The organism is Streptosporangium sp. NPDC020072 (assembly GCF_040631445.1).
Taxonomy (GTDB): Bacteria; Actinomycetota; Actinomycetes; order Streptosporangiales; family Streptosporangiaceae; genus Streptosporangium.
Genome location: NZ_JBEYAB010000024.1, coordinates 74,973 through 86,624, shown reverse-complemented (window position 1 = coordinate 86,624; position 11,652 = coordinate 74,973). Strand labels below are relative to the sequence as shown.

General features: G+C 67.0%; 18 protein-coding genes. 7 read left to right on the top strand and 11 right to left on the bottom strand.

Translation table 11 applies throughout. The features are described 5' to 3' along the window. Positions 1–3: 3 nt before the first annotated feature. The 9 genes from ABZ470_RS39870 to ABZ470_RS39830 form a co-directional block, all read right to left on the bottom strand. Positions 4–165 (bottom strand): hypothetical protein, encoded by a 162-nt coding sequence (locus ABZ470_RS39870; RefSeq protein WP_362918229.1) that lies wholly within the window; start codon positions 163–165, stop codon positions 4–6. Positions 166–191: 26 nt separating this feature from the next. Next, positions 192–479: a hypothetical protein gene (locus ABZ470_RS39865; RefSeq protein WP_362918227.1), complete on the bottom strand. Its 288-nt coding sequence runs from the start codon at positions 477–479 to the stop codon at positions 192–194. Next, positions 479–775, bottom strand: a complete 297-nt coding sequence (locus tag ABZ470_RS39860; RefSeq protein ID WP_362918225.1) for an HU family DNA-binding protein — start codon at positions 773–775, stop codon at positions 479–481. Before ABZ470_RS39860 ends, ABZ470_RS39865 begins: the two co-directional genes overlap by 1 nt. A 94-nt stretch (positions 776–869) precedes the next feature. Next, entirely contained in the window at positions 870–1,277 is a 408-nt protein-coding gene (locus tag ABZ470_RS39855) for a hypothetical protein (RefSeq protein WP_362918223.1), read from the bottom strand. An 84-nt stretch (positions 1,278–1,361) separates the two neighbouring features. Then, the gene (locus ABZ470_RS39850; RefSeq protein WP_362918221.1) at positions 1,362–1,856 is read right to left on the bottom strand and encodes a hypothetical protein; all 495 of its coding nucleotides are present in this window, start codon (positions 1,854–1,856) and stop codon (positions 1,362–1,364) included. After that, a complete protein-coding gene (locus ABZ470_RS39845) occupies positions 1,853–3,199 on the bottom strand; it encodes a hypothetical protein (RefSeq protein WP_362918278.1) in 1,347 nt (448 codons plus the stop codon). Before ABZ470_RS39845 ends, ABZ470_RS39850 begins: the two co-directional genes overlap by 4 nt. After that, the gene (locus ABZ470_RS39840; RefSeq protein ID WP_362918219.1) at positions 3,199–4,053 is read right to left on the bottom strand and encodes a hypothetical protein; all 855 of its coding nucleotides are present in this window, start codon (positions 4,051–4,053) and stop codon (positions 3,199–3,201) included. The genes ABZ470_RS39845 and ABZ470_RS39840 overlap by 1 nt, the downstream gene beginning before the upstream one ends. After that, positions 4,050–4,400, bottom strand: coding sequence for a hypothetical protein (locus ABZ470_RS39835; RefSeq protein WP_362918217.1), 351 nt, complete (start codon positions 4,398–4,400; stop codon positions 4,050–4,052). The genes ABZ470_RS39840 and ABZ470_RS39835 overlap by 4 nt, the downstream gene beginning before the upstream one ends. Positions 4,401–4,417: 17 nt before the next feature. Continuing rightward, positions 4,418–4,747 carry a helix-turn-helix domain-containing protein gene (locus tag ABZ470_RS39830; RefSeq protein ID WP_362918215.1) on the bottom strand — a complete coding sequence of 110 codons (330 nt, stop codon included), beginning with the start codon at positions 4,745–4,747 and terminating at the stop codon, positions 4,418–4,420. A 230-nt stretch (positions 4,748–4,977) separates the two neighbouring features. On the opposite strand from ABZ470_RS39830, the gene ABZ470_RS39825 reads away from it, so the two are divergent. The 4 genes from ABZ470_RS39825 to ABZ470_RS39810 all read left to right on the top strand — a co-directional run bounded on the left by ABZ470_RS39825 (position 4,978) and on the right by ABZ470_RS39810 (position 8,010). Then, complete coding sequence (locus ABZ470_RS39825; protein ID WP_362918213.1) at positions 4,978–5,457, top strand: hypothetical protein; 480 nt, start codon at positions 4,978–4,980, stop codon at positions 5,455–5,457. A gap of 463 nt (positions 5,458–5,920) precedes the next feature. Continuing rightward, positions 5,921–6,790, top strand: coding sequence for a helix-turn-helix transcriptional regulator (locus ABZ470_RS39820; protein WP_362918211.1), 870 nt, complete (start codon positions 5,921–5,923; stop codon positions 6,788–6,790). A gap of 26 nt (positions 6,791–6,816) precedes the next feature. Then, on the top strand, positions 6,817–7,605 hold the full coding sequence (locus ABZ470_RS39815) for an SAM-dependent methyltransferase (protein WP_362918209.1): 789 nt from the start codon (positions 6,817–6,819) through the stop codon (positions 7,603–7,605). Positions 7,606–7,626: 21 nt separating this feature from the next. Next, a complete protein-coding gene (locus ABZ470_RS39810) occupies positions 7,627–8,010 on the top strand; it encodes a hypothetical protein (RefSeq protein ID WP_362918207.1) in 384 nt (127 codons plus the stop codon). A 40-nt stretch (positions 8,011–8,050) separates the two neighbouring features. Here the strand turns inward: ABZ470_RS39810 and ABZ470_RS39805 are convergent, their stop codons facing one another. After that, positions 8,051–8,746, bottom strand: a complete 696-nt coding sequence (locus tag ABZ470_RS39805) for a hypothetical protein (protein WP_362918205.1) — start codon at positions 8,744–8,746, stop codon at positions 8,051–8,053. 171 nt (positions 8,747–8,917) lie between these two features. Between ABZ470_RS39805 and ABZ470_RS39800 the strand changes: the two genes are divergently transcribed. The 3 genes from ABZ470_RS39800 to ABZ470_RS39790 all read left to right on the top strand — a co-directional run bounded on the left by ABZ470_RS39800 (position 8,918) and on the right by ABZ470_RS39790 (position 11,411). Continuing rightward, positions 8,918–9,463, top strand: a complete 546-nt coding sequence (locus ABZ470_RS39800) for a hypothetical protein (protein ID WP_362918203.1) — start codon at positions 8,918–8,920, stop codon at positions 9,461–9,463. A gap of 125 nt (positions 9,464–9,588) precedes the next feature. Next, entirely contained in the window at positions 9,589–10,353 is a 765-nt protein-coding gene (locus ABZ470_RS39795) for an AAA family ATPase (protein ID WP_362918201.1), read from the top strand. Next, positions 10,350–11,411, top strand: coding sequence for a hypothetical protein (locus ABZ470_RS39790; protein ID WP_362918199.1), 1,062 nt, complete (start codon positions 10,350–10,352; stop codon positions 11,409–11,411). The genes ABZ470_RS39795 and ABZ470_RS39790 overlap by 4 nt, the downstream gene beginning before the upstream one ends. Positions 11,412–11,482: 71 nt before the next feature. Here ABZ470_RS39790 and ABZ470_RS39785 read toward each other — a convergent pair whose 3' ends face one another. Continuing rightward, the gene (locus ABZ470_RS39785; RefSeq protein ID WP_362918197.1) at positions 11,483–11,635 is read right to left on the bottom strand and encodes a hypothetical protein; all 153 of its coding nucleotides are present in this window, start codon (positions 11,633–11,635) and stop codon (positions 11,483–11,485) included. Positions 11,636–11,652: the final 17 nt, after the last annotated feature.

Sequence of the window (11,652 nt, the reverse complement as noted above, 5' to 3'; positions counted from 1 at the left end):
CTCCTATGGGCTGATCCAGATAGGGATGGCGAGGGTGAGCGCCCAGACGGTGATGGCGACGAAGGCGATGCCGCTGAGGAGGCAGAGCAGGCGCCACAGGGTGGAGGCGGTGCTGCCGGGGTTGCCGCCGTACTGGTCGCGGGGGTTGAACTGGGGGGAGGACATGGGGGGTGCACCCTTTCTGCGGTGGGTCAGGCCGCGCTGTTCTTGGCGCGTTCGAGGGCCTGCTGGGCGGCTCGCTGGGCGGCCTCCTGGTTGGTGATCAGCCGGTTGGCCTCCATCGCGGGGAGGCTGACGCCCTTGTTGCGGAGCGCGGCCTGGAAGGTGGCGATGGTGGGGAAGTGGCGGTGGCCGCCGATCTCCCACATCAGCTCGTCGCCGCGCCTGCCTGCGGAGGCGGTGAACGATTCCAGGTCCTGGTTCCAGGCGACGGTGATCTCGACCAGGATGGAGGTCGCGAACCGGTGTTCCTGTTCCATCAGGCGTCCTCGTCGCTGGTCGGGCGGGTCTGCATCGCCCGCTGCAGGTGGGCCCCCTGCTTGAACTTCACCGCCCAGTAGGCCGGGGAGGTGATCGGCGGGCGGCCGAAGGCTCCCTTGCGGCGGGCGGCCCGCAGGATCGGCCGGAAGGTGCCGAAGCCGGTGATGCGTACCTTGTCCCCCGCGTGGAGGGTGTCGGTGATCAGGTCGAGGAGCGCGTCGACGTCGTCGGCCGCTTCCTTGGGGGTGCGGTCGCGGACCTGGGCGTAGGCGGTGGTGAGCTGGCGCTTGTTCATGATGAGGTGTCCTTCCGGTGTTTTGGCTGGTAGGCCGGTTTGGTGGGCCGCGCGCCGAGGGCCTGTTTCAGGCGGGCGAGGGCGGTCGTGAGGCTCATGCGGCGGAGCCGTCGCCGTGGGTGTCGGCCCACGCCTGTGGCGCCTCCCCGGTGGGGGGCAGCGCGGGGAGGTCCCAATGGTTCTGCCGGGCGATCAAGGCCCATCCGTCAGCGATTCGCTGCTCCTGGCGACCGGCCTGCTCCTGGTCACGGCGCATGACCTCTTCCTTGGAGACCGTTTCGCGCAGAGCGTCGACCGTTCTCTGGCGGTTTTCGATCTCCTCCTGGAGGGCGGCGATCTCCCCGAGGATGCTGTGGATCCGCTCGGCACGTGTCCGGGCGTCCATGTGGAGCTCGGCCGCGCGGACGCCGTGGTGTGCGTAGCTGCCGATGACCTGCTGGCGGACCGGTTCGGGGACGTCCGGCGTGGCAGGGGTCTGGGGGGTGAAGACGGACTGGGACATGGTTTCTCCTTGCGAGGGGGGAGGGTGGGCCGGTTGGTGCCCGCCGCCGCAGCACGGCGGGCACCAACCGGGGTCTATGGGGGCTCAGCCGTGGTTGAAGCGCTCGATGTCGATCGCGTCGTGGCTCACCGTGACTTCGGCGTCCTCGCCGAACAGCTCGGCCAGGGCCGCCAGGAACTTGCCGCTTTCGAGCTCGTCGGCCAGGAGTTCGCCGTATCGGACGACGTCGTCCTTTTCCGGCGGCCGAGGGACGCGGACGTATTCGCCGAGGTCTCTGTCCCAGCGCACGTCGCCCAGGGTGGGGTGGCGCTCCCCGAGTTCCAGTTCCGAGTGGTCGTAGTCGTCGGCGTCGATGGTGCGGATCCAGATGGGCCCCTGCACCTTGAACTCGTTCGGAGCGTCGAGGTCGGGGTCGGTGTACTGGTACCAGCCGAACGCGGCCACGGCCGGGTTGTTCAACAGCCCCCGCATCAGCGGTTTGAGGTCCTCCAGGGGCTGCTGGGCTCCGGGGATGCTGCCTCGGGGTCCGGGGAGGATGTCGCCGACGATGGGCAGGCCGAGGAAGGTGGAGTGGGTCATTTGCTGCCGCCGTTCTGGTGGGCCTGCGCGATGCTGTTCAGCAGTTCCTCGTAGACGGCGAGGTCGCCGTTGGCCTCGTTGAGGACGTCGAGGATCTTGGAGGCGTCGTCGGCCTTGAGGTCGTTGCTGGTGTGCACCGTCCGGTCGAGGACGATGGAGCAGTCGCGCAGCCGCTCGTCGCGGTCGGTGATGCCGAGCTTGCCGAAGGCCGCAAACATCGCTCGTTGTGCCTCGCGGGACAGCGGCGGGCTGGAGTCGCCGGCCTCGGGCTCGTCGACCAGTTCGGCCTCGGCGACATCGCCCAGCGTGTCGCGGAACAGGGTGAGCTGGTCGGGGGTGGCCGTCTGCAGGGTGGCCGCGCCGGAGACGAACTCGGTGAAGACGACGTGCAGGTCGGCTTCGGTGCCGGTCCATCGCGTGCGGATCTGGCCGAGGATCTCGGCCGCCTGGTGGAGATGGTCGACGCGGGCCTTGGCTGCCGCGTTGAACTCGGCACCGGTGATGCCGGGCGAGGGGTCGGCGGCGGCCTCCTCGCGCAGGGCGAGGATCTCCTCGCGGGAGGCCGCTCGGGCGATCCGCTCCAGGTAGCCGGGCGCATCGGCGGGAGCGGCCTCGAGGGCGGCGACCTGCCGGGTGGACATCAGCGCGCGGTGGCGTGCTCCGGCTGCGGCCAGGAACTGGCCGGTGGAGATGCCGCGCTGCTTGAGGTGGACGACGATGTAGTTCTTCTTCTTGCCGTCCTGCATCTTCTCGACCGGGTCGATCACGACGTAGACGGGGACCAGGACGTCGGGCCCGACGTTCTCCTTGATGAACTCGACGTCGTGGCGGATGTACTGGCTGGCGTAGAAGCCGTGGGACTCCACCAGGAACTCGCCGACGTCGGGGGCGTCAGGCAGGATCACGCCGACGCGGGTGTGGCGCACGCACACGGCGTCCTTGGGGGCGGTCCGGTGGAACTCGGGTCCGTACTGGGCCTGGCAGATGCAGGGGCGTCCGCTCTTGCTCTCGAGCGCGCGGTCGCAGCGACGTTGGACCCCGCCTCTGCTCCACATCTCGTAGGAGATCGACAGGGGGTCGCCCTTGGGCAGGATCGCCTCGAGTGCGGACAGGCCGGTGTCGACCTGCCAGCCCTTCAGTCCGATGCCCTGCGGCACGTACTTCTCGACGACGCCGTTGTACTGCGCGGCGAGGGCCTCGATCAGGTTCTTGTCCGGGGAGGTGGCGATCCACGTCTCGGAGCGGACGGGGCGGCCCCTGCCGCTGCTCGTGTCGAAGTACCCGGCGCGGAGCTTGCCCAGCGGCCGGGCCATGCGCTGGTCGTCGATCAGGCGGCGTCCCATCACGCAGCCACCTCCTTGTGCTTCTTGTCCCAGTTGCGCGGCTTGCGCCATCCGGTGTTGATTGGCTTGTAGGGGCTGGGTGACCATCCGTGCAGCCACTGCACGGTGGGCAGGAGGCTGACGAACGCGCGGTAGGCGTTGTGGTCGGCGTCCACGGGGATGAGGCCGTAGGCCCAGGGCCGCAGGTTGAGGATGGCCGCGCCGACGAACTTCGGGATGGGCTTGTCCTGGTCGTACGGGTTGAGCGCGACCTCGGCGTTGCGGAGGGCGGCCAGTTGCAGCGGCTGCTGGGGGTAGACGACGCTGGCGGGTTTCTTCACGCTGGACTTGAGGTCGAGCAGCCACAGGCCGCTGGGGTGCGGCGGCGGCAGGGTCAGGTGTACCCACAGGTCGGCGGTGCCGCCGTAGTGGCGGCCTCGGTGCAGCACGGTGTTCTCCACCGCTTCCACGTCCGTGTTCAGGTCCACCTGGTAGTCGTCGAGGAACTTGAGGTACTGGGCGAGGAACGGAGCCACCAGCGGAGAGATGGGGCGTTGCTGTCCGCCCAGGACATGGGCCTCGGCGGCGGCGTGGATCGCACTGCCGAGGTTCATCCGGCGTTCCCACTCGTCTTCGTAGTGGCGCTTGGCCCGCTTGATGAACTCCTCGCGTGCTTCGGTCTCGGCGGCGACCTGGGAGGCCTCGACGATGTTGTCCATGACGTAGCGGGCGGTCAGGTCTGCGGCGGAGGGGGCCAGTCCGCGGATGGCGAGGCTGTCGAGGACGTTGGTGACGCTGACGAGCAGGTCTCCGGTCTTGGGGTCTTCGTAGTAGCGGCCCTTGTCGGTGGGGCGTGCCCACTTCGGGTCGGTCACGACGCCCCCTGCGTGTTCAGGGTGCTGGAAGGGGTGGTGTGGAGGGCGAGGTCGAGCAGGGTCAGCAGCGGCTCCCATTTCACCGGGTAAGCGTCAACACTTACCCGGCCGTCGAGTTGTGCGTTCAGGAGCGCTCGTGCGTTGGTGAGGTTCTCGATGCCGAGGTGGCGTTCCTGCCACCAGGCGCCGCCGATGCGGTGGTGGAGGGTGAAGCGGATCAGGCCGCCGTTGAGGGACTTGTAGCGCACGATCGCCGCGTGGGCGCCTGCCGGTGTGATCGTGGTGTGAGCGAGGTGGATCTCGTTGTGGGGGGTATGGAGGAGTTTCTTGGCACGGTCCAGGCGCATGGTGGTTCCTTTCGGGGTTAGGCGCAGGCGGCCTGGGTGGGGGCCGCCGGGCGGTGGTACTGGGGGGGCTGCAGTGCGGTGTAGGTCGTGGCGGCGAGGCGGGGGACGAGGTAGGCGCCCCGTTCGTCGCGGCGGTGGATGAGACGTCCTTCGCGGCAGAGGCGGCGGACGTGCTGCCGGGTGAAGCCCATGATCTCGGCCGCGTCCTTGGTGCCGACGAGGTCGCGGTTTCTGCTGACGCTGCGATAGAGGCGCTTGTTCAGCAGTTGGGTGGCCGTGGCGATGAGGGCGGTCAGCTCCTGGTCGTCGAGCCCTTCAAGATCAAGATCGTTTGCGGCAAAGATCACATGATCACATTAGGGCCACTTTGCGCGCAAAACAAGATCAAACGCAAAATTTGACAAACAGTAAAGGCCATTAAAATGCACTGACCAGCGAAAATAGGCTCAGTGACGGTTCATATCGTTGCGCGCAAACCTTGCGCGTACCGCTTGCGCGCAAGGTGCGCACCCAGGGAACATGGAGATCCCCTGCGCGCCAAGGAGAACCTGCCATGTCCACGCCGCCATCCACCCCTTTGCCTGCCGAAGCGCAGCTGCTGCGGGATTGGGTCGAGACGACCGGCCTCGGCTGGACCGAGGTCGCGCGCCGCGTCAAGGCCCTGAGCGGGGTGCTGGCGGCCCCGCACCGCTTCCTCCTGCCGGAGTCGACGCTGCGCAACATGAAGAAGGGCATTGAGGGCGCCCTCAAGCCCGGCTGGCGGCTGGCTGCCGTGGGACTGGTCTGCGGGGGGCACCCCAACGACCTGATCCGCGCCGGTCGTGCGGACGCGGCTGCGGAACTCCGGTACATGATCAAGGAGTATGACGACGCCCGCGCCGCCATCGAGGCGCGCACGCATTGGGCCCGGCCGGAGAGCGTCGAGGTGTCGCTGCCCGCCAGCGGTCAGTTGGTCGTCCCCGTGCCGGCGGACCTGACCCCGCAGGAGCGGGAGATCGTCCGGCTGGCGGCCGTCCAGTTCGCCGAGAGTCTCCGTCAGCGGCGCTCCGGCGAGTAGCCAAATTTCGGACATTCACTATTTATCTGCACGCGAGGCACATTAAGGCCGGGCGTGTGACCCGCCGATTCAGCGCGGCTTCGTTCTGCACGTTTCCTGCACAGATACGGTAGGCGATTGTTACAGGCCGAAAACCGGGCCTGATCCGTGGTGGGCGGCAGGGTGGAATCGTGGCCTCGGCTCGAGGGAGAGCCGCCCGGCCCGGCCGAGCCGCCCCGTGCACCCGTGTGGTCACTCCCCTGGTCACAGCCGCGCTGCCCGGCTTGCCCGGCGCGGACTTGCCAAGCGCAAGTTTTGTGATCTTGAACCTTCAAGAGTTCGCTTCCAAACCGTCTGGACAATACGGGAAAATCGCGCGTAATCTTCCAACCCCTGAGGATGGACAAGCTTGCCATGGCAAGTCGCTTTTTAGATCTTTGACGCCTGTGGGATCGCCGGTCAGCCGAACACGCGAGGAGGAGACGTGGCCGTGCTGAGCGACGAGGAACTCGCCGTAAGAAGAGTGATCGGCGCCCGGCTACGGCAATTACGGCTCCACCGAGGCCTGACCGCAGCCACCGCCGGTGCCGCCATCGGAGCGTCCGAATCGAAGATCAGCCGCCTGGAAACCGGTCATCGCGGCTGGCGCCGGGATGACCTGCTGGCCCTTCTCACGCTGTACGGCGTCACCGACCCCTACCAGCGAGAGACGGTGCTGAGCGTCGCCTTCGGCGAGCGGCTGCCCGCCTGGTGGGACGGAGAGGACATCCCGCTCGAGGCGACCGCGGTCCTGGGATTCGAGCAGACGGCCGATCTCCTGCGCACCTACCAGCGGCACGTCATTCCCTCACTGCTGCAGACCCCCGCCTACGCCGCGGCGGCGCTGCGCACCAGCCAGGCCTTCCCGCCGCCCGAGGACAAGGTGCAGGCGAGCGTGGACAACATCCTGCGCCGCCAGCAGATCCTGACCAGCGGCAAGAAGCCGAGGCTGTGGGCGATCATCGACGAGCCGGTCCTGTGGCGCTCGATCGCCGGGGTCAAGGCGCAGCGTGAGCAGCTCGGCGCGCTGCTCACGGCGGTCGAGACGAATCCGCGGATCACGATCCAGGTCAACCCGATGACCTGCACCACCTTCATGCCGAACTGCCCGCCCATGACCATTTTCCAGACCAAGGGGCGGCCCGAGGTGGTCGCCCTGCACCGGTACATCGGCGATGAGATCTACTCGCAAGACGAGAGCGAAGACTACGCCATGGTCTTCGACCGGCTGGCGGTCACGGCCCAGCGCATTTCGGAAACTCCGGCCACCCTGGCTCGCATCCTCGATCAGCTTCACCTCGCAGGTGCTCAGTGAACGACGCTCAGCGAAAGGCTTCCACCATGACCACCCCCGTAGCCAAGGCCGCTTTCATGTATGCCTGCCTGCTCGAACGCCACGGAGTCGGCCGTCATTCACCCCATGACCGGGAAGCGGTCGACCTACTGCTGGCCAGGTACCCGACCGTGCGTAACGGAGCGCGCTCCACCCGCGGGTTTCTGCTGCGCACGGCTCGGGCGATGGCCGAGAACGGCATGGACCAGTTCCTCGAGCTGGGGTGCGGGCTGCCGGTGGAGCCCAACGTGCACGACGTGGTCCACGAGGTGCGCCCGGAGGCCCGGGTGGTCTACGTCGACAACGAGCCGACCGTCGTCTCCTACGGCGATGCCATGCTGCGCGGCCCGGGTATCACGGTGGTCGAGGGAGACGTACGCGACCTCCCCGCCATCCTGGACCACCCGCAGGTGCGAGACACTCTCGACTTCGAACGCCCCATCGGGGTGCTGATGGTCGGGCTGCTGCACTTCGTCGCCGATCCCGCGCCGATCCTGGCGCGTCTACGCCAGGTGCTCGCCCCCGGCTCTCATCTGGCCATCGGCCACGCCTGCTCCTCGACGATGCCGGCCGACGAGGTGGCCGTGGGCAAGCGGGTCTATGAGCAGACCCGTAATCCGGTGTTCCCCCGCACCACTGAGGAGATCGGCGACATGTTCGACGGGTGGCAGCTCCTGGAACCCGGCCTGGTGCTGCTGCCGGACTGGCGGCCCTACGGCGGCGACCCGTACCCGGAGAAGGCCATCGAGGGCATGGGCGGGGTCGGTGTGCTGACTGCGTCTTTCCCCACGGCGTGAAGATCTGCAGACGAGCCAACAATGATCACTGTACGTTATCGGGGGATCTCTCCATCCGAATTGCCTGCGACGCTACCAGCCGCCCTGCTCATCGACGGTGACCGGTACGACATCTACGTCAACAAGAAGCTCATCGATCCACAGCTGCTCGGCCCGCTGTCGAAAGCCTGCACGCAGGTGGTCGCCGAACTGGCCGGGAACGATCCACACCAGAAGCCCTGGAAGGAGTTGACGATCGTGCAGACGCGGGGAATGCACGTCACTCCCCGGCAGCTGGAGGTCCGCCCCGCCGGCAACGGCCTCGAGGTGAAGGTGCCGGAGCACGCCGTGACGCCGCACCTGGCGGCGACCCTGTCGTGGATCGCCACGCAGATCCTTCATCGGTTCACCCCCGCAGCCCGGTGAATCCCAGGCCCCGCCGATTCCCGGCGGGGCCGCCCGCCGTTCAGGCGGCCGACTCCGGCGTGGCACGGGCGAGCGCCGCGACGTAGGCGCTGTACTCCTCGGCCCGCATCAGGCGCCCGCATCCGCCGACCCGTTCGTCGCACTCGATGTACTCCTCCCCCGCGATCTGCGCCAGCGCCTGCAGGTCGCACGTCGGGCAGGGCACGCCGATCTTCTCGGTCCGGTGGACCTTCCACGGCACCAGGGCGTGCGTGCAGCGCCGCAGCGCCGCGATCTCCGTACACAGCTGGTCGGCCCACGGCCGGGCCGCGCACCACTCCAGGTGCGGCAGAAGCCAGCCGGTGAGCTGCGGAACGTCGTCCCACCGCTCCGGCCCGGCCAGGCCGCGTTCCTCGCACACCTGCCAGACCCAGGCCGCCAGCGTGGACGGGATCGACGGCGGCCCGACCTGGTCCTCGTCGTCGGGCGGCGGGTGAACGGCGCCGGGCAGCAGCATGCTCAGCACGTCCAGGCGCACCGGCGCGGCCGGTTCCCGGCTGCCGGAGACCGGTTCGGCTCCCCCACCGCTGGGGATGGTGTGCAGGCTCAGCCAGCGCACCAGCAGCGGCGTGACCTCCAGGTCCCGGCGCAGCCGGTCCAGATGCCAGCCGCACAGTTCCAGTCCTGGTTCGACTCCTCGCGCCTCGTGTTCTCCCCCGCAATCCTCGACCGCGCACAGCCGAGTCGTCTCCGGCATCCTGGCCCCCTCCGGTCGCCGCTGTGGGTAAGCGTATGCACTTACCTGCCCGCGTGCTGCAGGCCGCCAGAAGGGTGGGTAAGTGTCGACGCTTTTGCTTATCGCGCGAACTGAGGGAAACTAGGGAACGTAGGGAACCTCAGGTTCTGGTCTCGACGAAAGCAGTCCCTCATGGCCCAGCAGCACAGCCAGGAAGAGATCTTTCCCGAGCTCACGGGTTTCCACGACGATGATGACGCCGCCTTCCGCCTGCAGCTGCTCGCCCCGGTCTTCTCGGGCCCTGCCCGCAAGGGGCGCTCCTACACTCCGCCCAAGCGACGTCGTACCGTCAAGCTCAAGGTCCTTTCCGCCAAGGTCGACGACGAGACGGACTGGCACCTGACGCTGTATTTCACGCTGACGGGCTACGGCGTGAAGGATGCCATCGTGCACGCCGCCACCGGCTACCTCAGCATGGGCCCCTACCCGAAGCGGCTGAACCTCCAGGAGGTCAGGACGCTCGCTTCCACGGTTCCCTTCCTCCGTGATCAGTACAAAAAACCCATCAGTGTGCAGGTCGACCCGGCCTTCCTGGAACTGGTCGAGCAGAGCGCCGCGGAAGAGCAGGTATCCAAGTCGGCGTGGGTGGAGTCCGCCCTGAAAGCGATGTTCAGCCACCTGCGCCTACCGCTCCCCCGCCGCGAGGGCACCGAAGCCCAGTCCTCCGGCTCTCAGTGAGTCCAGCGACTACAGGTGCTTCTTGCGCGATATCTCTAGGATGGTGCGCGCGTGCCGCCCCAGGCGCGTACGACTCTTTCGCAGGAGACGCTGATGCACAGATCCGGTATGGGCAGGTGGTCGCAATGACGGCTCCCAGCACGGTGCCCTCCCCTCCGCCTGCTGAGCAACTTCCCATTCGCAGGCCGACCCAGGGATGGGCCAAGAAACCAGCGCTCCGTCTGCCCGTTCCTTTCGTGGTGACGGTGGGGAACTTGAAGGGTGGCGCTGGCAAGACGACCTCGTCGTTCTTCCTCGCCTCCTATTTCGCGCTCGTGTATGGCCTACGGGTACTACTGATCGACGCCGACCCTCTCAGTCAGTCCGCTTACGCCTGGTACCGCCACGTCAAAAAGGAACTTGAGGAAACGGGAGAACGGTGGCCCTTCGACCTCGTTACGTTCCCGTCCAAGCATGTTGACGATTGCATCCGGGACAACAGCGAGTCGGGCAGCTACGACGTCATCATCGTTGACACCGGCGGAGAAAGCCCCGAGATCTTCAAGGCCGCGACGCGTGAGAGCCACGAACTGGTGATCGCGTGCGCACCCACCGATCTTGAGATGGAACGGATAGAGCCGTCCTTCGACGCTGCGGAAGAAGCGGCGCGGACTCTCTCCCGAACAATCGATGTCCGCGTGCTGCTGACCAAGGTGCCTAACTCCAATGAGGGCCCGGAAGCCCGAGCGAAGATCGATGAAGCCGGGTTCGAAATGTTCACAGCGCAGGCGTCGAACTGGAAGTGGTATCGGAAAGCCGGGAAGTCAACTAATCCGCTGGATGACTTGTCCGAGTACGAGGACATCGGGGACGAGTTGGTGGCCAAGTATCGGGCCCAGGAGGCAGCATGACGGAGACCGCAGCAGGGTCTGAGAGACGACGCCCTCCGCAGGGGAAAAAGCGCAGAGGCGCCATCGGCGGTGGTCCTCTGAGCGACGGGCAGAGCGCGCCTGTCTCACCGTTGGTGGATGCACCTTGGGAGGAGGCCAAGCGCCAGCAGGACCCTCAGCTCGCCGACTCACCTTCTGAAGTACTGCGGCCTGAGGTCGCCGAACAGACAGAGGTTCCCACCGCCTCGGAACCGATCGAGCTGATCGAGCCGACAACCATCGTGTCTCGCCAACAGGTCGTCAGCGAAGCAGTTGTGCTCGCTCTGCCGGATGGCGATTTGACGAATGCGCCGACCTTCACCGTGGCTCCCTCGGACGTGCCCGCTGAGCAACTGGCGCACTACGAAACGATCATCGACGGTGCGAAAGCCGCAGTAGATCTCGGCGGTCAAGCGCTACGCCGGTATCTGTCGTTGGCGGCCGGCCAGTCGCTGTACCGCATCCACAAGGACAAGCTGGTGCCGAACTTCGAGCAGTACGCTCAGGAGCGTTTCGGCTGGTCGCGCCCACATGCTTACCGGGTGATGTACGTGGGACTGTGCATGGGGACATGGCCTGATTTGCAGGTCGACTGGACGACCAAGCAGGCGCAGGTGCTGGGTCCGATCATCCGCGAGTACGACGGTGACAAGGCTCGCATGGTGTGGGACAAGGCCGTCGAACTGGGTGACACGTCCGAGCGCGGGCTACGGACGGCCAAGGCGATGGTCGGGTTCGGCGCTGATACTCCGAAGGGACTTCCGAGCGGGCCGGACGCTCCAGAGGTGGCCCAGAAGCTGCTGTCCCGGTTCGAGGGTGTGCTCAAGGGGCCAGAGAAGGAGTTCGACGTCTCGCAGACGTCGCGGTTGCGGGCGATGCGGGATCTGACGCAGGCTAACCCGGAGGGTGCCGCCCTGCTGGTTCTGCGGATGAGGCGGCTGGCGGCGACCTTGGAGGCGGCTCAGCGGGAACTGGCGACCGATGTGGGCGAGGAGCTCATTGAAGAAGTCGCCGCCCGGTTGAAAGTCGAGCGAAGTTGATCTTGTTACCCCGGGGTTACAAGATCAACTTTGATGGGGCGCGTGCCGTACGGCACGCGCCCCACGGCGTTTCAGGAACCGGTCATGGTGCGGCAGCGGTCGGCGCTATGCCACTGCAGCGCGGGCAGGCTGTTCAGACCGTGGCCGGGGCAGTCGTCCCGCATATCGTCTTCGGCAACGCCACCGCACGGCTGCACCGGGCAGATGCAGTCCTTGAAACGCATCCAGGGCAGGCCATGCC

Bases quoted from the DNA above. Each gene is read 5' to 3' on its own strand.
- ABZ470_RS39870 (WP_362918229.1), bottom strand. From the start codon at position 165: ATGTCCTCCCCCCAGTTCAACCCCCGCGACCAGTACGGCGGCAACCCC.
- ABZ470_RS39865 (WP_362918227.1), bottom strand. From the start codon at position 479: ATGGAACAGGAACACCGGTTCGCGACCTCCATCCTGGTCGAGATCACC.
- ABZ470_RS39860 (WP_362918225.1), bottom strand. From the start codon at position 775: ATGAACAAGCGCCAGCTCACCACCGCCTACGCCCAGGTCCGCGACCGC.
- ABZ470_RS39855 (WP_362918223.1), bottom strand. From the start codon at position 1,277: ATGTCCCAGTCCGTCTTCACCCCCCAGACCCCTGCCACGCCGGACGTC.
- ABZ470_RS39850 (WP_362918221.1), bottom strand. From the start codon at position 1,856: ATGACCCACTCCACCTTCCTCGGCCTGCCCATCGTCGGCGACATCCTC.
- ABZ470_RS39845 (WP_362918278.1), bottom strand. From the start codon at position 3,199: ATGGGACGCCGCCTGATCGACGACCAGCGCATGGCCCGGCCGCTGGGC.
- ABZ470_RS39835 (WP_362918217.1), bottom strand. From the start codon at position 4,400: ATGCGCCTGGACCGTGCCAAGAAACTCCTCCATACCCCCCACAACGAG.
- ABZ470_RS39815 (WP_362918209.1), top strand. From the start codon at position 6,817: ATGACCACCCCCGTAGCCAAGGCCGCTTTCATGTATGCCTGCCTGCTC.
- ABZ470_RS39810 (WP_362918207.1), top strand. From the start codon at position 7,627: ATGATCACTGTACGTTATCGGGGGATCTCTCCATCCGAATTGCCTGCG.
- ABZ470_RS39805 (WP_362918205.1), bottom strand. From the start codon at position 8,746: ATGCCGGAGACGACTCGGCTGTGCGCGGTCGAGGATTGCGGGGGAGAA.
- ABZ470_RS39800 (WP_362918203.1), top strand. From the start codon at position 8,918: ATGGCCCAGCAGCACAGCCAGGAAGAGATCTTTCCCGAGCTCACGGGT.
- ABZ470_RS39795 (WP_362918201.1), top strand. From the start codon at position 9,589: ATGACGGCTCCCAGCACGGTGCCCTCCCCTCCGCCTGCTGAGCAACTT.
- ABZ470_RS39790 (WP_362918199.1), top strand. From the start codon at position 10,350: ATGACGGAGACCGCAGCAGGGTCTGAGAGACGACGCCCTCCGCAGGGG.
- ABZ470_RS39785 (WP_362918197.1), bottom strand. From the start codon at position 11,635: ATGCGTTTCAAGGACTGCATCTGCCCGGTGCAGCCGTGCGGTGGCGTT.